We start from the raw sequence: 19,139 nt of genomic DNA, 5'->3' as shown, positions 1-19,139 counted from the left end.
CTTTGATGGGTTCTGCGGGCGCTTGATGCAGGCTAGGGTGGGCGAATGACACGCCCGGCGAATCCCCAATTCGGACTTCCAGTTCAGGCATTGTGGCTGGCGTTGCGCCGTTTCAATGACAAGAACGGCTTTGTCATGAGCAGTCACGTTGCCATGTCGATGATGCTGGCGCTGTTTCCTTTTGTGTTGTTCACAGTGGCACTGGCAGGGGCATTGTCTCAGGATCTGGTGACGGACGAACTGATCGAACTGATCTTTGGGGCATGGCCCAAGGATGTGGCCGATCCCATCGTTTCTGAACTGCGTGCCGTCCTTGCCGGTGCAGGGTCGGGCGCTATCACGCTTGGCGGCCTGCTTGCGATCTACTTTGCGTCGAACGGAGTGAATGCGGTACGCACCGCAATTACCCGCGCCTACCATGACGAGGATGTCTGGCCGTTCTGGAAATCGCGCCTGCTTTGTATCGTACTGGTGATCCTTGGTGGGGCTGCAATCCTGGCTTTGGCTGCTTTTGAGCTGGTTTTACCGGTCTACACTCAACTTGTATCCGAGAATACGGCGGTGAACGTGTCAGAATGGTTGTCCGTTGACCGGTTGCGCTGGACCTTCACCGTTGCCGTGCCAACGGGAACGGTTGTTCTGGCCCATCTCGTTTTGCCAACGCGCAGGCATAGTCTTGGCCAGATTTTGCCCGGCGTTTTGTTGACACTGGCGCTTTTGGCAGCTGGCGGGTGGGGATTTTCAGTCTACATTGGAAAATTCGCAACCTACAGCGCCACGTATGCAGGGTTGGCCGGTGCAATGGCCGCTTTGATCTTTCTGTATCTGTGTGCTGCCATTCTGATCCTCGGAGCCGAGTTCAATGGCGCTTTGATTGATCTGACCAGCCGAAAAGCTGAGGCAGAAAAAAACTGATGTACAAGCCGGAGACAGGTGTAGAGAGCAGCGCATGACGACATGGATAATCTCTTCGATTGCAGTGTTTATTCTGCTCGCAACCAGCGTATCTGCGCAATCGCCTGAATATGTCGGATCAGATCAATGTGTGGAATGCCACGAAGAAGAAGTTAAGGCGTGGGCGGGTTCTCATCATGCAAAGGCTTGGACCGAAGTCAGCGATGACACGGTTCTGGCCGACTTCGACGGCACAGAGTTTCATCACGATGGCATGACGGCAACCTTCCGGTTGAACCGCGACTCCTATACCGCGCAGGTCACGGAAAAAAACGGAAAAACAACTGAATACAGCGTGCATTCGGTTGTCGGAGTTGAGCCGCTGCAGCAATACCTGTTTGAAACCGAACCGGGCAGGCTGCAAAGCTTTGATGTGGTATGGGACACAGAGAAGCAAGAGTGGTTTCATCTGTATCCGGATCAGGATTTACCGCCAGACGACGGCTTGCACTGGACAGGACCGTACAAGAACTGGAACAGTCGTTGCGCCGAGTGCCACGCAACGGGTTTTCAGAAGAACTTTGGTGCGCAAACAGACAGGTACGCGTCTACTCAATCTGAAATCGGGGTGGGGTGCGAGGCTTGCCATGGCCCGGCCTCGGCGCATTTAGACTGGGTGGCAGGTAAGACGCCGGATGATCCGCTCGACCAATTTGGTTTTTCAGTGAATTGGGATGATACGGAATCGGGAATTCAGCAATGCGCCGGATGCCATTCCCGTCGGGAAGCATTGGAAGATGGCAATCCACTGCCAGGTACCCCTTTTCACGATGCCTATAACCTCGCGCTGCTCCGGCCAGGTCTTTATCATCCGGATGGTCAGATTCTGGATGAAGTTTATGTTTATGGCTCGTTCCTGCAATCCAAGATGTACGCGCGCGGAGTTGGATGCATGGATTGCCATGAGCCGCACGGGGCCGATCTCAGGGCCGAAGGGAACGCGATATGCACCCAATGCCATTCGCCGGCAGGTAATCCCAGTTTCCCGACGCTGATCAAAAAGGCCTATGACACTGTGGAACATCATCATCATTCCGAAAACAGTGAAGGTGCGCAGTGCAAAAACTGCCATATGATCGAACGGGTCTACATGGGCGTCGATGGCCGTCGGGATCACAGTTTCCGCGTGCCTCGGCCTGATCTTGGTCTTCGAACTGGTTCACCGGACGCGTGTACGGATTGCCATGAGGACCGCGATCAGAACTGGGCGGCTGAACAGATTGAAGGTTGGTTTCCCGACTCAAATCACCGGGGCAGGCATTATGGGGCGGTTTTTTCAACGGCCATAGCAAACCCGGCCAAGTCCGCCCCCAATCTTTTGGCAATCGCGCATGACGAGGATTTGCCTGGCATTGTACGCGCAACGGCTTTGTACCTTTTGCAATCATATGGCTCGCCTGACATCGCGGAACAAACTGCGCCGTTGTTGGAGGATGAGGACCCGCTGATACGGGCCAACGTCGCGCCTTTGCAACGTCACGCTCCGCCTGCGGAGCGGGTGGAACGCCTGGTGTCTTTGTTGCAGGACCCAATGCGAAACGTGCGTATTTCCGCGGCGAAGGAATTCCTGACGATTCCCTCGGCGGCACTTTCGCCGAGCCAACGGGCCCTTGCAGGGCAGGGGATGCGCGATTGGCAGAGGTCGTTGTCAAACCGTCTGGACTTTCCGGAAACGCATCTGGTTCTGGGGGGTATGGCACTCACCCTGCGCAATCCCGAAGCCGCCGAGCGCGCTTTTCGAGAGGTCGTGAGTCTGGACCCGCAGAGGGCCGAAGCCTGGCCCATGCTGGTTCAACTGGCCCAGATAAACCGGGGTCCGCAAGCGGCGCGCGACGTGCTGCGCGAAGCGATGAATATTCTGCCGAATGATCCCGCACTGAAAGACCTGTCGGCGCAACTTGGACGTTGAATCGGCACGGTCAGGTCTGTTTTGCGCCATTTTCCCCGCAAATTGCTGAGATAGACAGTGGTTAGGAGTGATGTCTGACCGGCCTTAGAGGTGCTGTATGTCCAGGATTCAGAAGAGTTCGCAAGGTTTTGCTTTGCCCGCTAATTCAAAGGCGGGGAATCAGAGAATTGAAGAATTGCGATCCAGAAAACCTACCGATGTCAGTCACGGGGATGCGTTACTGTTGCAAGGGTTGGCGGTCGCGTCGTTTCGCGTACAACGTCTACCCGAGTTGAAACCGGATCGTCGATAACGGCTTCAGCCGCGGAACCCAGTGGCTACGACGAATTTTTCGGAACTGTCCGACCGGGACGAGGGCGGCTTTACATTCGCGACCTTCTCAAACTTTTGTTTGAGCAGTTTCTGCAGATCGCCTTCGGCCCCTCCGGCCAGGACCTTGGCAACAAAGGTGCCGCCCTGTTCCAGAACGTCAAACGCGAAATAGGCCGCTGTTTCACAAAGTGACATGATACGCAAATGGTCGGTCTGCTTGTGCCCGGACGAGGCCGCAGCCATATCGGACATGACCACATCCGCCTTGCCCCCCAGCCATTCCTTGACCGCCTCATCCGCGCCGTCATCCATGAAATCAAGCTGATGAATTTCGGCGCCTGCAATCGGTTCAACCTCTTGCAGGTCGATGCCCAGAATCGTGCCGATTTTTTTTCCGGACTTTTCGCCCAGTGCATTCACGCGCTTGACGGCCACCTGACACCATCCGCCCGGTGCACAACCCAGATCGACCACCCGTGCGCCGGGAACCAGAAATCGGAACTTGTCGTCCAATTCCATGATCTTGAATGCCGCGCGACCGCGGTAACCTTCGGCCTGTGCACGCTTTACGTACGGGTCGTTCAACTGGCGCTGCAGCCAGCGAGTAGAACTCAGCTTGCGTCCGCGCGCGGTTTTAACGTTGACCTTCAGGTCGCGCTGTCCGCGACCCGACGTGTTTTTTCCGCTAGGTGTCTTTGCCATCAGAATGGTCCGTCTTCCAATACGCCGTCCGCACTCATCTGCGCATAGAGCAGACCTTCGCGCAGCCCCCGGTCCGCCACGGAAAGGCGATCGGTGGGCCAGAGCCGCAAAAGCGCCTGCAAAATGGCCGAGCCGGACATGATAAGGGCCTGCCGGTCCTCGCCGATGCGCGGGTCACGGCGGCGGCCCTGAGGGCCGAGTTCTAGATAGCCACGTATGACTTTGTCAATCTGATCGCTGGTCATGCGCAATCCATCGACTTTAGTCCGGTCATAGCGCTTGAGCCCAAGATGCGATGCAGCAACAGTTGTGACGGTGCCGCTGGTTCCAACAATCTGGAATCCTTCGCGGGCCTGTTCGTCCTTGTAAGGCGCAAAGTCGGCAAGGTTCTCTTCGAAGAACCAGCTCATCAGGGCAAACCGGGCCGAGTCATCCTCGACATCGTGAAACTGGTCTCGCAAAGTCGCCACACCCAAAGGTACGCTGATCCAGTCGACCACCTTGGCAGAAGGGAAGGGGCTTTCGACAGTGTGAAACCCGTTGTGCAACCGCATGATTGCCGCAGGCCGGTCTCGGCGCGGGATCGAAGAAATATCGATCCAGACCAGTTCGGTCGAGCCGCCGCCGATGTCCACAACCAACAGCTGTTCAGTCTTGGTCGACACTAAAGGCGCGCAGGAAATGACGGCAAGGCGGGCTTCTTCTTCGGGCTGGATGATCTCAAGCGTCAAACCGGTTTCGCGTCTGACCTGCCGGATAAAGTCGCGGGAATTCTTGGCCCGTCGACAAGCCTCGGTCGCGACAAGGCGCATCCGCTTAACCTTGTTCCGCTTCAGCTTTTGCTGACAGATACGAAGTGCCTGAATGGTGCGCGCCATGGACGACCGCGACAGTCGTCCGGTCCGCTCAAGGCCCGCGCCAAGCTGAACGGATTTGGAAAAACTGTCCACCACATGAAAGCCGCTGCCCTTGGGTTGGGCAATCAGCATGCGACAACTATTTGTTCCCAGATCCAATGCGGCATACAGCGCATCGGGATCGGGTCTTGCTGGCACGGGGCTTTCGACCGCTTTTGGGAACGCGCCCGCACCTTTGGGACGCCTGGGCGCCATCTTCACGCCCTCCGATTTCGAGTTACCTTGACCATATGTCGGGGTGTCCGGTCACGCAAGCGGCTCATTAAAGTCATGAGAATTTTGATGTGCCGTGTTTTGACGATGGCAGATAAACAGTTCGATATCATTGCGGGCAAAAACGTCGCTGAGAATGCGTTGTGTGTCGAAAATCGACTGACCCGAACAACCATAGCCGTCTAGATACTGTCCATCAGGCTAGGAGGAATCAAAGCGATGCCCGACGTCACAATTGTTTATTGGCGCGACATCCCTGCTCAGGTCATCGTCGGCAAAGGCCGTCGAGGTGCCAAACGGCAGCTGGAGGAGCGGTTCGAGCAAGCCATTGATCGAGCCGCGATGAAAGTTAATGCAAAGGATGCCGATGCCTATCTGGCTGAATGGCGGAAGGCAGAACCTTTCGAGGTTGAAGGTGATCCGGCAGAAATCGCCGAGGCGCAGGCCTTGCGTCTGGAAACGGAATACGATCAGGAACGTGTAAAATCCCTGATCGCCAATGACGGTTGGGCGTGAGCCCTTACATTAATGGGAGGCCGCAATGGCTTTGCTGAACTTCAAGAAACGTGATGTGGCCGAAAAGGCCCCGGTGAACCCGACCGTCGAAGCCTTTCTGAAAGGCTATTCGATCGAGGTGATGCCGCGCACCGCCGAAAAGGTCGAGGATTTCCGCGCGCTGCTGCCCGAGGGCACCCGCGTCTACATCGCTCATATCGAGGGCACCCCGATCGAGGACATGGTCAAGACCGCCAAGCGGATCGCGGCCGAAGGGTATCCGGTCATGCCACACTTCCCAGCGCGCATCATCAAGGATGCGGCGACGCTGGAGAACTGGATCTCGATGTATCAGGGTGAAGCCGGTATCGATCAGGCACTGCTGCTGGCCGGTGGTGTTGCAAAACCGCATGGTGACTTTGACAGCTCGATGCAGCTGCTGGAAACCGGCCTGTTTGACAAGGCAGGATTCAAGCGTCTGCACGTCGCCGGTCACCCCGAAGGCAACAAGGACATCGACCCGGACGGTTCGACCAAGAATGTCGATGACGCGCTGCGCTGGAAGCAGAAGTTCAGCGAAACAACGGATGCGGAGATGGCGCTGGCCACACAGTTCGCATTTGATGCCAAGCCGATCATCGAATGGGCTGACAACCTGAAAGCTGCTGGTATCGATCTGCCGGTTCATATCGGTATCGCCGGTCCGGCCAAACTGCAGACTCTGATCAAATTTGCCATTGCCTGTGGTGTTGGGCCGTCGCTCAAGGTATTGCAGAAGCGCGCGATGGACGTATCCAAGCTGCTGCTGCCCTATGAGCCCAATGATGTGATCACCGAACTGGCCGAGCACAAAGCGGCCAACCCGGATTTCAACATCACCAACGTGCACTTCTTCCCGCTTGGTGGCATCAAGACCAATGCCAACTGGGCGATCAATAACGGCGGTGCTTCTGCAGCGCCCGTAAACTCCTAAGGATCGGACATGACCCGTACAGTCGTAGAATCAAAAACAAAAACTGCCGTCCTGGGCTTTGACGAACCGTTCTGCGTGATCGGAGAGCGGATCAACCCGACTGGCCGTAAGAAGTTGGCTGCGGAACTTGAGGCGGGCGATTTCTCGACCGTCGAGAAAGACGCGCTGGCTCAGGTTGCGGCAGGGGCGACCGTTCTGGATATCAACGCAGGCGTCGTTTACAACTCGAACCCCAACCCGAACGAGACCGAACCGCCGCTGATGACCAAGATCGTCGAGCTGGTTCAGGGACTGGTCGACGTACCGCTGTGCATCGACTCGTCTGTACCGGGCGCGTTGGAGGCCGGTCTTGAAGCGGCCGAGGGCCGTCCGCTGCTGAACTCGGTTACCGGCGAAGAAGAGCGCTTGGAACTGGTTCTGCCGCTGGTCAAAAAGTACAACGTTCCGGTTGTTGCAATTTCGAACGACGACACTGGTATCTCAGAAGACCCGGATGTGCGTTTCGAAGTGGCAAAGAAGATCGTTGAGCGCGCTGCCGACTTCGGCATTCCTGCGCATGACATCGTGGTTGACCCGCTGGTTATGCCGATCGGTGCGATGGCAACTGCCGGTCAGCAGGTGTTTGCTCTGGTCCGCCGCCTACGCGAGGAACTGGGCGTGAACACGACATGCGGTGCGTCCAACATCTCGTTTGGTCTGCCTAACCGTCACGGCATCAACAATGCGTTCCTGCCGATGGCAATGGCTGCTGGCATGACCTCGGCGATCATGAACCCGGTCGCGCTGCCGGTCGGCCCCAAGAAACTGGCCGAGAAGAAAGCCGAAGTCGAAGCCAAAGGCATTGTTCTGCCCGCTGACATGGACGACGAAACCTTCTGTCAGCTGTTCAACATCGGTTCGACTTTGCCACGCGCTGGTAAAGAGATGGAGGCCATTCGTGCCGCCAACCTTCTGACCAACAACGACCCGCATGGCGGGGCGTGGATCAAGTTCAACAAGGCTCCCGAGGCCGCAGGTGCCGAAGGTGAAGGCGCCCGTGGTCGTCGCGGTGGCGGTCGTCGCCGTCGCGCCTGATCCAGGTTTCACAAACAATTGCAAAGGCCGGGCACGTTGCCCGGCCTTTTTTCTGTCCGAAGAGCTGTTGCCAAAGCCTGCATGTCCCGGAAGACTAAAGTCGCGCGAGAGACATTGAGAAGGTGGTCAAATGAAACAGCATCGTCCCCCCAGATTGTCGGACGCGGACTTGTCTTTGCGCTTGGGCAAAAAGGACTATTTTGACGCTCTGGCTAAGCTGCAGACGAAACTGTCCCGCATTCAGCAGGCGTTTCTGTTTCATGGCAACAAGGGCGTCATTGTCTTTGAGGGATGGGATGCTGCGGGCAAGGGCGGTACAATTCGCCGTATCAGTCAGGCACTCGACCCGCGAAGCTTCAAGGTCTGGCCCATCGGTGCTCCGCGCAACTACTATCTCAATCGTCACTATTTGTTGCGGTTCTGGGAGCGGCTTCCACCTGAGGGGGCAATATCGGCATTCGACCGAAGCTGGTACGGACGCGTGCTGGTCGAGCGGCTGGAGAAGTTTACGCCAGAACATCGTTGGCGCGCCGCATATCGTGAGATCAATGAATTTGAGCGTATGCTGGTCGATGACGGTACGCGCATCGTCAAGCTGTTCTTCCATATTTCACCTCAAGAGCAGATGGACCGCTTTACAGAACGCCTGCGCAACCCGATGAAACGGTGGAAGCTGACATATGAGGATTTCCGAAATCGCGAAAAATGGAGCGAAACCGAAATCGCTGTGGATGAAATGCTGGCCCGCACTTCTACGGATTTCGCGCCCTGGACCGTAATACCGGCCAACAACAAAAAGTACGCCCGTATCAAGGCCATGGAAACTATTGTTAATGTGTTTTCGCAGGATCTGGATCTGTCTGAACAGCAATTGGACATGCGAACACTGGATGAAGCCAGCAGGGTTCTGGACGTGGACAAGAACCTGATAGAAAGCCTGCGATCCCGTACCGAGTGAATGTGTGTGCGGGATCGATACTCGCTTGAACCTGCCTAGGGTGCGATGCTATCCAATCTCTCGCGGCGGGTATGATGTAATGGTAGCCTGTCAGCTTCCCAAGCTGAACGCGCGGGTTCGATTCCCGCTACCCGCTCCAGACTTTTCAATGGTGCCTTAGTCCGGCCGACTGGCCTGAAACAGGTTAATCGTCGCAGGAATAAGAACGCCTTGTTCCGTTCTGAACTGTTCAAATTCCTTAGCGACCTCGGCTTGAACGGCCGCGGCATCCGCTTCGGTCCCTTCAAAATGCGATATCACCCGCGCGGCAGGGCCGACGCGGGCACACAGCGTGGCTGCATCTTGGACAGTCCCTTTTGGTGTCAGCGAAAGACCAACCTTTTCCGCATGAATTTGAACCAATCCGGCCTCTGACAACAGGTTCGCGACACGGTCAAGGTCCTGAAACGCCAATGGACCCGGGGCATTGGGGTCAACCTTGGGTGGGTTCCCAAGTCGCCTTGCAGCGGCGACAAAAGGCGTTTTGAACCATAGATTGTCAGCCAGAGGTGCCCACGCGGCGAAGGTTATTTTTGCCTGCGGTTTTAGTGCCTTCGCAATGTTGGCAAAGGCGGCAACCGTGTCTTCAAAGAACATGACGCCAAAACGTGAAATGGCTGCGTCTCTGTCATTGGCTGGAAACGGTTCCACTTGCGCATCGGTGACCTCGAAACTTAGATTTTTCAATCCTTTGGCCCGAGCCCGATTTCGTGCACGTTCCAAAAAGCCGCTTGAGATGTCGATACCCAAGGCGTGGCCATCCGGGCCAACACGGTGCGCAGCAGCAATCGTGCTGGCACCGGTTCCACAACCGATGTCCAGCACACGCATGCCCTGGGTCAAGCCCGACCGACTCAGAACAAGGTCGAGAACTGGCTGCATCAGGTGATCAAGCTGATCTTCGTATGTCAGCCAGCTTGTGCCCGACGCAGAATTTCCCCAGTACTCGGCCTGCTCTTTGTTTGCGAAATCCACGGGCACCTCTTTCGATTAATGGAACTATGCCTTCCGTCTGCGGCGGCGACCTGTCTTTTCCTCGTCTCCGCCAGTATTGAAGGAAGGCGCGGGCAGGGTGACAACGCTGGACAATTCCGGGAACGGGTCCGTTTTATGCGGAATTGCGTTGGCCGCAACAAAATGATCCTGAAACTTTGGCTCGATCGCGGTTTCCACCTTGGTGATTTCGCGAACGACACGTTCGATTTCGGCCCGCGACGAAATATTGCACAAAGCGATCCGCGCGCCTGTGCCGGCTGCGTTGCCTGCGCTCATGACTTTGTCCAGCGGAGCATCCGGGATCATGCCCAACACCATTGCGTGTTTGGTCGAGATATGGGCGCCGAAGGCACCTGCCAAAACCACGCGGTCGACTTTGTCGACGTTCATTTCATCCATCAGCAGGCGGGCACCCGCGTAGAGGGCGGATTTCGCAAGCTGGATGGCCCGAATATCACCCTGAGTTACCGTCACCCGCGGTCCGCCTTCAGCGCTGGCGTCATGAATGAGATAAGAGTGTGTCCGCCCCTCGGGTATGCAACGCGCAGTGCCCGTTTGTTCGGCTGAACCGATCAATCCGCTTTCATCAAGCAAGCCGGCCATTCGCATTTCAGCAACGGCCTCGATAATGCCCGAACCGCAGATGCCGGTGATTCCGGTGGTTGCGATATCGGCGTCGAAACCTTCGTCATTCGACCATTTGTCCGAGCCTATGACGCGGAACCGGGGTTCCTTGGTCACAGGATCAATTTCGATCCGCTCAATCGCGCCGGGGGCGGCACGCTGGCCTGAGCTGATCTGAGCCCCTTCAAATGCCGGACCAGTCGGGGACGAGCAGGCCAGAACTCGGTTCGTATTTCCAAGCAGAATTTCGGCGTTGGTCCCGACGTCGACGATCAAGACTAGATCCTCGGATTTTCCGGGCTCTTCCGACAGGGCGACCGCAGCGCAGTCGGCGCCCACATGGCCCGCGATGCAGGGCAGGATGTATACCTGCGCACGCGGGTTCATCGCGGTCAATTCCATGTCTCGGGCGGGCAGGGACATACTCTCTGACGTTGCCAGAGCAAACGGCGCTTGACCGAGTTCCACCGGGTCAAGACCCAGTAGCAGGTGGTGCATCACCGGGTTGCAGACGAATACCGTTTCGACGATCAGGCTTGCATCGATCCCGGCCTCTTCCGCGATGGACGTTGTCAGATCGTTGATCGCCTCGCGGACGGCGCGGGTCATTTCCTGATCTCCGCCGGGATTCATCATTGCGTATGACACGCGGCTCATCAAATCCTCGCCAAAGCGGATTTGCGGGTTCATCAGGCCGGATGACGCCTTGACCTCGCCGGTTTCCAGATCGGTGAGATGCGCCGCGATAGTGGTCGAGCCGAGGTCGATGGCCAGTCCAAAAAGGCCGCTTTCGTGCAGGCCGGGCCATATTTCCACGATTCGGGCCACGTCATCCTTATGGCTTTTGTGGACGGCCACAGTGACCTCCCACTTGCCCTTTCGCAGGGTTGGTTGAAGCTTGTTCATCAACGACAAATCTGCCGTGACTGCCTCGATATTCCATTGCTGGCGCAGGGCGCGTTCCAACCTCTCCAGATCTCCGGTTGGCGAGTGCATATCGGGTTCTTCGACCACCACGAAATACAGCCTTGTTGCCGGATCCATCACGATGGCACGCGCGGCGGCGGCTTTGCGGACAACCTGACGGTGGACCTGGCTTTCCGGGGGGACATCAATAACCACATCACCCTGCACGGCAGCCTGACACCCCAGGCGGCGGCCCGGCTTCAGGCCACGCTTGTCGTCATATCGCTGTTCGACCGCGTTCCATTCCGACAGTGCACCATCACTTACAGTCACACCATGTTTCGGAAACTCACCGTAGGATGGTGTGATCTGGCACTTGGAACAGATCCCACGCCCACCACAGACAGAATCCAGATCGACGCCCAGCTGGCGAGCTGCTGTTAGAATCGGTGTGCCCACTGGGAAGTGGCCGCGTTTGCCGGACGGTGTAAAGACGACAAGAGGATCGGTGGTCATGAGAGGCCTGCCTTTGGTGTTCGCGCGTATTCCGCGCAGGATATGGCTTTGAGCGAAAAGAGAAAGGGCATTCAGCGGCACGTTTTGTGCGTGTAGCGTCGTTTTATTACCCACGCCAGCATGGACAAAGCGACAAGTTGCGACGGGGGGCTTTCCCTTGGGTGAAATCCATGTAATAGGGTCACCGCCAAACGGGCTTTTGCATGGGGTTAGCAGATGCAGATTCGTGAGGCACTTACCTTTGACGACGTATTATTGGTTCCGGGCAGTTCGTCCGTCCTGCCATCTATGGCGAATACGTCCACGCGCGTGACGCGCGAGATCACCATGAATATTCCGCTTCTGAGTTCGGCCATGGATACCGTGACCGAGGCTCGCATGGCTATCGCAATGGCGCAGGCTGGTGGAATTGGCGTCATTCACAAGAACCTGTCCGTCGAGGAACAGGCCCGAGAGGTCCGGCGGGTCAAGCGTTTCGAATCGGGTATCGTTTATAATCCCGTGACACTGCGCGCTGATCAGACTTTGGCGGACGCCAAGGCTTTGGTGCAGCGCTATAACTTCACTGGTTTCCCCGTCGTGGATGATGCCGGACGCGTTGTCGGCATCGTGACTAACCGGGACATGCGATTTGCAACGTCCGATGACACTCCGATCCGGGTGATGATGACATCCGACAATCTGGCGATGCTGCAAGAGCCTGCGGACCTTGAAGAAGCGAAAAGCCTGATGAAGGCACGCCGGATCGAAAAACTTCTGGTCGTCGATGGCGGGGGCAAACTGACCGGATTGCTGACCCTAAAAGACACGGAACAGGCCGTTCTGAACCCCACAGCCTGCAAGGATAGCCTGGGTCGGTTGCGTGTGGCTGCTGCGACTTCGGTTGGCGACTCGGGATTTGAGCGGTCCGAGCAACTGGTTGACTCTGGCGTGGACATCATTGTGGTCGATACCGCGCACGGGCATTCACAGGGTGTTCTGGACGCTGTGAAGCGGGCCAAGACCTTGTCGAACGAAGTTCAGATCATTGCGGGCAATGTCGCCACGTCTGAGGCGACCAAGGCCCTGATCGATGCAGGCGCGGACGCAATAAAGGTTGGCATCGGCCCCGGATCGATCTGTACAACACGCATGGTCGCGGGTGTTGGTGTTCCACAGCTGACTGCAGTACTGGATTGCGCATCTGCCGCCGGAGACGTGCCCGTGATTGCAGATGGCGGGATCAAGTTTTCGGGCGATTTCGCCAAGGCAATTGCTGCCGGGGCATCCTGTGCAATGGTGGGGTCCATGATTGCAGGCACGGACGAATCTCCGGGTGAGGTAATTCTTTATCAGGGGCGATCCTTTAAATCGTATCGCGGTATGGGAAGCCTGGGCGCCATGGCGCGCGGTTCGGCCGACCGCTATTTCCAGAAGGACGCAGCAAGCGACAAACTGGTTCCCGAAGGGATTGAAGGCCAGGTGCCTTACAAGGGATCGGCAAGCGCTGTGATCCATCAACTCGTGGGCGGACTGCGCGCAGCGATGGGCTACACCGGCTGCGCCACCGTCGAAGAAATGCGCAGAAACTGCCAGTTCGTGAAAATCACCGGGGCTGGATTAAAGGAAAGCCACGTGCATGACGTTCAGATCACAAGGGAGAGCCCGAACTATAGGCTTGCATAAACAATAGCTTATGCTTGATACTTAACAAGATTGCATCAGTGAGACGTTTCTTCGTGCCACGAAATTCTCAGTTTCACTGATGCAAACCGAAGCAAATAAGCCAGCTCGCTGTTTAGCTTAAACTTGCTTGCGCTCTGTATGCGGTTAGAAAGAGTCGCTTACCTTTTTTGAGGTGTGCTTCCTTCCTGCCTAAGTGGCCGTTTCGGTATGTATGATATTCCGGGCTGGAACCCGGGATTTAAGTATCCCCAAGTGCGAGCCGTGGAATCCTTTGCACGGGTGGTATCAACATGAAGATGGACGTTTGACATTGGATATTGAGTCACGATGACCCCGGCAGCACGCATAAGCGCCGCGATTGGCCTGATGGATCGCATTTTAAACGGAGAACTTGCAGATCGTGCGCTGGCTGATTGGGGGCGCAAAAATCGGTATGCCGGGTCCAAGGATAGGGCCGCAATCGCAGATCTGGTCTATGATGTTCTCAGACGCAAGCGCAGCCTCGCTTCGCGGGGAGGCGGTGATACCGGCAGGGCCCTTTTGCTTGGCTACGTCAGAGAAGCCGAACAGGACCCTGAAACGATTTTTGGTGCAGGTCCTTATGCTCCTTCCTCATTGACAGAGGCAGAACGCTTACCTGGTCGCCCACCGCGACCGGATGGCGGCGAAAGCGCGGATTTCCCCGAGTGGCTCTGGCCTTGTCTTCAGGATTCACTTGGAGAAAAGGCCCAAACCGTCGCCAACGCGATGCGAAACAGGGCGCCGGTCCACCTTCGGGTCAATCTGTCCAAACTGAGCCGCGAGAGGGCAACGGCTGAACTTGCCAATGAGGGAATAACGGTACAGCCACAGGTGCTGTCTCCCTCGGCTCTCGAAGTCACGGACGGGGCAAGGAAAGTAAGGAATTCGCAGGCTTATTTGCAGGGAAAGATCGAACTGCAGGATGTCTCGTCGCAGGCTGTCGCCGACTTGGTGCCGCTTGAATCAGGTGGGACACTACTTGATTTTTGTGCCGGCGGAGGCGGTAAGGTTTTGGCCGTAGCAGGGCGCGTGGCCGGTGAATTCTATGCCCATGATGCAAATCCGGGCAGGTTGAAAGATTTGCCAAAACGCGCGTCTCGTGCAGGCGTTGCCGTGTCTCTGGTTTCGTTGCCGGAGTTAGAGAAACAACCATCGTTCGATTCAGTTCTCATTGACGTGCCTTGCTCGGGTACCGGCTCGTGGCGTCGGGACCCGCAGGGAAAATGGTTGCTGACCCCGGACAAGCTACGTCAGACATTGAACACTCAGAAAGAAATTCTTAGTCAGGCAAGTCACTTTGTTAAGCCATTGGGGCATCTGATTTATGCGACCTGTTCCTTGCTGGATTGTGAGAATGGCCAACAGATCAATGAATTTGTGAAGCTAAATTCCAATTTCTCCATTGTGAGCGAAAGGCGATTTACCCCGCTTGATGGCGGGGATGGGTTCTACTGCGCTGTCCTTCGCAAAGATTAATTCCTGCTGGACCATGCGGGGAGATGATGATTTTTTAGCTCGCAAAGCATGAAATGTAGTGTTCGAACACAACTTAGGGTGGCGCGCAACTGACCTGAGGCGTTAATAGTGGGTTAACTGTTGGCGGGCGAACAATCGATCGCCAGAACAATTCGAGTCGCCCATGCCCGCTCCAACCGCGTTTTCGCACCACGAATTTCGATACCTGCTATCCGGCAGCTTTCGCGGTGTCTTGTTGTTGCTTCTCGGCATAGCCTTAATGGCGGTTTTGTTGTTTGGCGAATTGCCTGAATCCGTTGACCAATTGCTGGTGGTTTTGGGATTGTCATCCTTTTTCACCGCTACGTTGATGTATTGCAAAAAGCAGATCTCGAAAATGGCTCGCGCCAACACTTTGGACGTACTGAAATCTCTTTCCGAACAAGACACTACTCCGACCTTTGTTACGAACCCCCAAGGCTGTGTTCAATTCGCGAATGCACAGGCCCGGCAATGCAGTGGTGTTATTGACGGGAAAAGGTTGGATGATTGCCTCCAATCGGTTTTTGCGAACCCCTCAGCCATTTTGTTTCGGCTACAGTCGACCGCACTCATGCAGGGCCGCGCGCAGGAAGATGTTGTGACCAAAGCCGGAACCGTACCGGTGACCGCGCATGTGGTTGGCAGGGGGCTAATCCTCTGGCGTGTGGCGACAGGTACAGAAAATCGAAATGAAAGTAGTTTGCTGCCCATTCTGACCGTTGGTCGTGACGATGTCATTTTGGGTGTAAACGCGGCTGCCCGGGATTTGATTGACTGCGGCGTTGGGCCACTGGATCAAGTGTTTACCGAACTTCCGGTCCGACATGGTGAAATCACTCGCATCAGTACCCCGCAAGGGACCGTTCCTGTCGTGGCTTCGGATATTCGCGTATCGGGAGTGTGCCGCGAGATGGTATTGCTTCCGCTGAAACAGTTGAAGGATGATCAGGACAGCGCCACGTTTGCAGAACTCCCGATTCCGGTCATGCGGCTTTCGCCGGATGGTGACATTCTCGAAGCGAACCGGCTTGCCAGGCAGTTGATTGGTGGCACTATTCCAAGCAACGCCAACATCCAACAAATCATGCAGGGTCTTGGACGCCCGCTTCGAAGCTGGCTAAGAGAGACGGCAGAGAAGAATACCGTGCCACATTCCGAATTTCTTCGGCTGACGCGCAAGGATAAAGAACTGTTCCTGCAAGTGACGCTAACGCGGACTATTCGGAACGGGGACGTGAACCTGATTGCGGTTCTCAATGACGCAACCGAGCTCAAATCACTCGAGGCACAGTTTGTTCAAAGCCAGAAGATGCAGGCTGTTGGGCAACTGGCAGGCGGAGTCGCGCATGATTTCAACAATCTTCTGACTGCGATTTCCGGCCATTGCGATCTTCTATTGCTGCGTCACGATCAGAATGATCCGAACTATGCCGATTTGATTCAAATAAACCAGAACGCGAACCGTGCAGCGGCGCTTGTTGGTCAGCTTTTGGCGTTTTCGCGGAAACAGACACTTCAGCCCGAGGTTCTGGATCTGCGAGATACGATTTCTGATCTGGTTCATTTACTCAATCGTCTGGTCGGAGAGAAAATCACCCTGACACTGAGCCACGATCCGGTCCTCAGGCCGGTTCGCGCTGACAAGCGGCAGCTGGAGCAGGTATTGATGAATCTGGTCGTGAATGCGCGTGATGCAATGCCTCAGGGCGGTGAGATACGCATTGAATCCGATGTCGTGCGACTGGAACAGCCGATGCAGCGTGACCGTGCTACGTTGCCGGTGGGTGAGTACGTCACGGTCAAAGTGACGGATGAAGGTATCGGAATCCCGCCGGGGAAGCTGCAGAAGGTTTTTGAGCCATTCTATACCACCAAGCGAACAGGAGAGGGGACCGGCCTGGGATTGTCCACAGCGTACGGGATCGTCAAACAGACCGGTGGCTTTATCTTTGTCGACAGTATCGAGGGCAAGGGGTCAGTATTTACGCTTTTCCTGCCTGCCTGTGTGGAGAAACTGAATTTGCCCGAAGCCCCTCAATCCACTCAACCGAGCCTGGGAATGGTGCAGGGAGAAGGAGTTGTTTTGCTGGTCGAAGATGAAGCTCCGGTAAGAGCCTTTGCATCACGTGCTCTCCGGCTGCGGGGGTACACGGTGCTTGAGGCTGACTCGGGAGAAGAAGCCCTTCGCCTTCTGGAGGACAAGGACCTGTCCGTGGATGTTTTCGTAACTGATGTCGTAATGCCCGGGATGGATGGTCCAAGCTGGGTAAGAAAAGCCATGGATGATCGCCCGAATGTTCGAGTGGTATTTATGTCAGGGTATACCGAAGGAGCTTTTGGCGACACTGGCCCGGATGTTCTGAATTCGGTATTTCTGCCTAAACCGTTTTCCCTCAACCAGTTAACCGAAACTGTTTATCAACAGCTGCAGTAGGGCGGGTGCGCGAAATATCGTAATGCCAAGTTTTTTTGAATTGGACCTGATGCCTTTATTGGGCGGACCGGTGTAACTCGAAATCATCCTGAAACTTTGTACGAAAACGCCCTTCCGTTTCCGAAGACAAAGACAGGGGCATTTTCGGAGAGACGTTTTCCCGCTTCAGGGAGATCTTTGTGTCCAAACGTGATTCCAAAAATGCAAGGATCTTGTCCTGATGCTCGTACTTGAAAACGTGTGTAGCACCTGCACCGTTGCTACGGGTCAGAAAGAACCGGCTTTGGCTCCCCACGTCTGCAAAGGCCGGACGATTGGAGTTCATGTAGGCGCAGACAAATTCCTCAAAGCTTAGATGCTCTGTCGAGGTTGGGCTGCCCGAAAGGGAGGCGCGGCGACGATATCGATACCAGCTTCCCAGCCAATCTATGGGTTCACGGACGACCGCCATGATTTCCATTTCCGCGTCGAACAGTTTTTGAAACATGTTCTGAAAAAACCTGTCGTATCGGCGAACGGGTGCGTGTTTTAGCTCCGGAGGTCCTGATACTACAATATCGGCCCGGTTTCTCAGCGCCATTTGATAGGCAGTACTTCCCGTCTTGGGTACCGACAGAAGGGCTAGTCGTTCCTTATAAAAAACAAGCATTTATGCAAATCTCTCAGGGGAATTCCATAAATCCAGATTGCCGTAAACTTCTCCTTAATACAATTGGCAAACAGTTGAATCTGAAAGTTTGAGTTGAAATGTTCTCTTTTTGATCCCATAAGGAACAAGGGGTGAACAAAGCAGCGATTGCCGCCCGGACGAGGGTGTGACAAAAGGAAAGCAACAGGACAATGGCGGATCTTCTGACGATGAGCGACAAGAAAAACGCAGACAAGCAAAAGGCGCTCGACAGCGCGTTGGCCCAAATTGAGCGGCAGTTTGGCAAGGGCTCAATCATGAAGCTGGGCGGTGATAACGTTCTGGCCGAGATTGAGGCCAGTTCGACGGGTTCGCTTGGACTGGATATTGCACTTGGGATCGGCGGTTTGCCGATGGGGCGCATCGTGGAAATCTATGGTCCGGAAAGCTCGGGCAAAACCACCTTGACCCTGCATTGCATCGCAGAACAGCAAAAGCGTGGGGGCGTTTGCGCATTTGTGGACGCAGAACATGCGCTTGATCCGCAATATGCCCGAAAGCTGGGCGTTGATCTTGATGAGCTTTTGATTTCACAGCCTGACACCGGAGAGCAGGCACTTGAAATCACGGACACGCTGGTGCGTTCCGGTGCCGTGAATATGGTTGTGGTCGACTCGGTTGCGGCCCTGACGCCTAAATCCGAGTTGGAAGGCGACATGGGCGACAGCAATGTCGGTGTGCAAGCCCGCCTGATGAGCCAGGCGATGCGGAAGCTGACCGGTTCGATCAGCCGGTCGAATTGCATGGTAATCTTCATCAACCAGATTCGTATGAAAATCGGCGTGATGTTCGGCAGTCCGGAAACAACGACCGGCGGCAATGCGCTGAAGTTCTACAGCTCGGTTCGCTTGGATATTCGTCGTATCGGTGCGATCAAGGACCGGGACGAGGTTGTGGGCAACCAGACCCGTGTAAAGGTGGTCAAGAACAAGGTGGCCCCGCCGTTCAAGCAGGTCGAATTCGACATCATGTATGGCGAAGGCATCTCGAAGATGGGAGAACTGCTGGATCTGGGCGTCAAGGCCGGTGTGGTCGAGAAATCGGGTTCCTGGTTCAGCTATGGCGACGAGAGGATCGGGCAGGGGCGCGAGAATGCCAAGCAGTACCTGCGTGACAACAACCGTATCGCACTGGATATCGAAGATAAGATACGTGCCGCACACGGGTTGGATTTCGACATGCCACCGGGCGCGGAAGAGGATGATATCCTCGAAGCCTGAAGGATGCTTATGGCAACAGAAGAAAT

The 19,139-nt window shown here is 55.7% G+C and carries 15 protein-coding genes and 1 tRNA gene; 11 read left to right on the top strand and 5 right to left on the bottom strand.

Features of this window, described 5'->3' with window-relative positions; translation table 11 throughout:
- Window positions 1-45 precede the first annotated feature (45 nt).
- Both ACR0NW_RS00635 and ACR0NW_RS00630 read left to right on the top strand, forming a co-directional pair.
- Complete coding sequence (locus ACR0NW_RS00635; RefSeq protein ID WP_480449469.1) at window positions 46-915, top strand: YihY/virulence factor BrkB family protein; 870 nt, start codon at window positions 46-48, stop codon at window positions 913-915.
- 34 nt (window positions 916-949) lie between these two features.
- On the top strand, window positions 950-2,863 hold the full coding sequence (locus ACR0NW_RS00630) for a multiheme c-type cytochrome (protein ID WP_480449470.1): 1,914 nt from the start codon (window positions 950-952) through the stop codon (window positions 2,861-2,863).
- A gap of 297 nt (window positions 2,864-3,160) precedes the next feature.
- Here ACR0NW_RS00630 and ACR0NW_RS00625 read toward each other — a convergent pair whose 3' ends face one another.
- Window positions 3,161-3,877 (bottom strand): RlmE family RNA methyltransferase, encoded by a 717-nt coding sequence (locus ACR0NW_RS00625; protein WP_480449471.1) that lies wholly within the window; start codon window positions 3,875-3,877, stop codon window positions 3,161-3,163.
- Window positions 3,877-4,989: a Ppx/GppA phosphatase family protein gene (locus ACR0NW_RS00620; RefSeq protein ID WP_170655661.1), complete on the bottom strand. Its 1,113-nt coding sequence runs from the start codon at window positions 4,987-4,989 to the stop codon at window positions 3,877-3,879. The genes ACR0NW_RS00625 and ACR0NW_RS00620 overlap by 1 nt, the downstream gene beginning before the upstream one ends.
- Window positions 4,990-5,226: 237 nt before the next feature.
- Here ACR0NW_RS00620 and ACR0NW_RS00615 point away from each other — a divergent pair, with 237 nt between their 5' ends.
- The 5 genes from ACR0NW_RS00615 to ACR0NW_RS00595 all read left to right on the top strand — a co-directional run bounded on the left by ACR0NW_RS00615 (window position 5,227) and on the right by ACR0NW_RS00595 (window position 8,646).
- Complete coding sequence (locus tag ACR0NW_RS00615; RefSeq protein WP_170655659.1) at window positions 5,227-5,523, top strand: virulence factor; 297 nt, start codon at window positions 5,227-5,229, stop codon at window positions 5,521-5,523.
- 25 nt (window positions 5,524-5,548) lie between these two features.
- On the top strand, window positions 5,549-6,475 hold the full coding sequence (locus tag ACR0NW_RS00610) for a methylenetetrahydrofolate reductase (protein WP_480449472.1): 927 nt from the start codon (window positions 5,549-5,551) through the stop codon (window positions 6,473-6,475).
- 9 nt (window positions 6,476-6,484) lie between these two features.
- Window positions 6,485-7,549: a methyltetrahydrofolate cobalamin methyltransferase gene (locus ACR0NW_RS00605; protein ID WP_170655655.1), complete on the top strand. Its 1,065-nt coding sequence runs from the start codon at window positions 6,485-6,487 to the stop codon at window positions 7,547-7,549.
- Between the two features lie 130 nt (window positions 7,550-7,679).
- On the top strand, window positions 7,680-8,507 hold the full coding sequence (locus tag ACR0NW_RS00600) for a polyphosphate kinase (RefSeq protein ID WP_170655653.1): 828 nt from the start codon (window positions 7,680-7,682) through the stop codon (window positions 8,505-8,507).
- Window positions 8,508-8,572: 65 nt separating this feature from the next.
- Window positions 8,573-8,646: transfer RNA gene (locus tag ACR0NW_RS00595), tRNA-Gly, on the top strand.
- Window positions 8,647-8,663: 17 nt separating this feature from the next.
- Here ACR0NW_RS00595 and ACR0NW_RS00590 read toward each other — a convergent pair.
- Both ACR0NW_RS00590 and ACR0NW_RS00585 read right to left on the bottom strand, forming a co-directional pair.
- Window positions 8,664-9,521, bottom strand: a complete 858-nt coding sequence (locus tag ACR0NW_RS00590) for a class I SAM-dependent methyltransferase (RefSeq protein ID WP_480449473.1) — start codon at window positions 9,519-9,521, stop codon at window positions 8,664-8,666.
- 24 nt (window positions 9,522-9,545) lie between these two features.
- Window positions 9,546-11,588 (bottom strand): ASKHA domain-containing protein, encoded by a 2,043-nt coding sequence (locus tag ACR0NW_RS00585; RefSeq protein ID WP_480449475.1) that lies wholly within the window; start codon window positions 11,586-11,588, stop codon window positions 9,546-9,548.
- A 216-nt stretch (window positions 11,589-11,804) separates the two neighbouring features.
- Between ACR0NW_RS00585 and guaB the strand changes: the two genes are divergently transcribed.
- The 3 genes from guaB (at window position 11,805) to ACR0NW_RS00570 (ending at window position 17,205) form a co-directional block, all read left to right on the top strand.
- Window positions 11,805-13,253, top strand: coding sequence for an IMP dehydrogenase (gene guaB / locus ACR0NW_RS00580; RefSeq protein WP_480449476.1), 1,449 nt, complete (start codon window positions 11,805-11,807; stop codon window positions 13,251-13,253).
- A gap of 327 nt (window positions 13,254-13,580) precedes the next feature.
- Window positions 13,581-14,750: an RsmB/NOP family class I SAM-dependent RNA methyltransferase gene (locus tag ACR0NW_RS00575; protein WP_480449477.1), complete on the top strand. Its 1,170-nt coding sequence runs from the start codon at window positions 13,581-13,583 to the stop codon at window positions 14,748-14,750.
- Between the two features lie 163 nt (window positions 14,751-14,913).
- Complete coding sequence (locus ACR0NW_RS00570; RefSeq protein WP_480449478.1) at window positions 14,914-17,205, top strand: ATP-binding protein; 2,292 nt, start codon at window positions 14,914-14,916, stop codon at window positions 17,203-17,205.
- 55 nt (window positions 17,206-17,260) lie between these two features.
- Here ACR0NW_RS00570 and ACR0NW_RS00565 read toward each other — a convergent pair whose 3' ends face one another.
- Window positions 17,261-17,692: a gamma-glutamyl kinase gene (locus ACR0NW_RS00565; protein WP_480449480.1), complete on the bottom strand. Its 432-nt coding sequence runs from the start codon at window positions 17,690-17,692 to the stop codon at window positions 17,261-17,263.
- Between the two features lie 353 nt (window positions 17,693-18,045).
- Between ACR0NW_RS00565 and recA the strand changes: the two genes are divergently transcribed.
- Window positions 18,046-19,113: a recombinase RecA gene (gene recA / locus ACR0NW_RS00560; RefSeq protein WP_480449481.1), complete on the top strand. Its 1,068-nt coding sequence runs from the start codon at window positions 18,046-18,048 to the stop codon at window positions 19,111-19,113.
- The last annotated feature ends 26 nt before the right edge of the window (window positions 19,114-19,139 follow it).

Source organism: Ruegeria sp. CF5 (assembly GCF_056537325.1).
This window is presented reverse-complemented; position numbering and strand designations above follow the sequence as displayed.

What these genes read in the sequence shown, in the direction of transcription:
- ACR0NW_RS00625 (WP_480449471.1), bottom strand. Translation starts at nt 3,877, where the DNA reads ATGGCAAAGACACCTAGCGGAAAAAACACGTCGGGTCGCGGACAGCGC.
- ACR0NW_RS00610 (WP_480449472.1), top strand. Translation starts at nt 5,549, where the DNA reads ATGGCTTTGCTGAACTTCAAGAAACGTGATGTGGCCGAAAAGGCCCCG.
- ACR0NW_RS00585 (WP_480449475.1), bottom strand. Translation starts at nt 11,588, where the DNA reads ATGACCACCGATCCTCTTGTCGTCTTTACACCGTCCGGCAAACGCGGC.
- ACR0NW_RS00620 (WP_170655661.1), bottom strand. Translation starts at nt 4,989, where the DNA reads ATGGCGCCCAGGCGTCCCAAAGGTGCGGGCGCGTTCCCAAAAGCGGTC.
- ACR0NW_RS00600 (WP_170655653.1), top strand. Translation starts at nt 7,680, where the DNA reads ATGAAACAGCATCGTCCCCCCAGATTGTCGGACGCGGACTTGTCTTTG.
- ACR0NW_RS00630 (WP_480449470.1), top strand. Translation starts at nt 950, where the DNA reads ATGACGACATGGATAATCTCTTCGATTGCAGTGTTTATTCTGCTCGCA.
- ACR0NW_RS00615 (WP_170655659.1), top strand. Translation starts at nt 5,227, where the DNA reads ATGCCCGACGTCACAATTGTTTATTGGCGCGACATCCCTGCTCAGGTC.
- ACR0NW_RS00565 (WP_480449480.1), bottom strand. Translation starts at nt 17,692, where the DNA reads ATGTTTCAAAAACTGTTCGACGCGGAAATGGAAATCATGGCGGTCGTC.
- recA (WP_480449481.1), top strand. Translation starts at nt 18,046, where the DNA reads ATGGCGGATCTTCTGACGATGAGCGACAAGAAAAACGCAGACAAGCAA.
- ACR0NW_RS00570 (WP_480449478.1), top strand. Translation starts at nt 14,914, where the DNA reads ATGCCCGCTCCAACCGCGTTTTCGCACCACGAATTTCGATACCTGCTA.
- ACR0NW_RS00635 (WP_480449469.1), top strand. Translation starts at nt 46, where the DNA reads ATGACACGCCCGGCGAATCCCCAATTCGGACTTCCAGTTCAGGCATTG.
- ACR0NW_RS00575 (WP_480449477.1), top strand. Translation starts at nt 13,581, where the DNA reads ATGACCCCGGCAGCACGCATAAGCGCCGCGATTGGCCTGATGGATCGC.
- ACR0NW_RS00605 (WP_170655655.1), top strand. Translation starts at nt 6,485, where the DNA reads ATGACCCGTACAGTCGTAGAATCAAAAACAAAAACTGCCGTCCTGGGC.
- guaB (WP_480449476.1), top strand. Translation starts at nt 11,805, where the DNA reads ATGCAGATTCGTGAGGCACTTACCTTTGACGACGTATTATTGGTTCCG.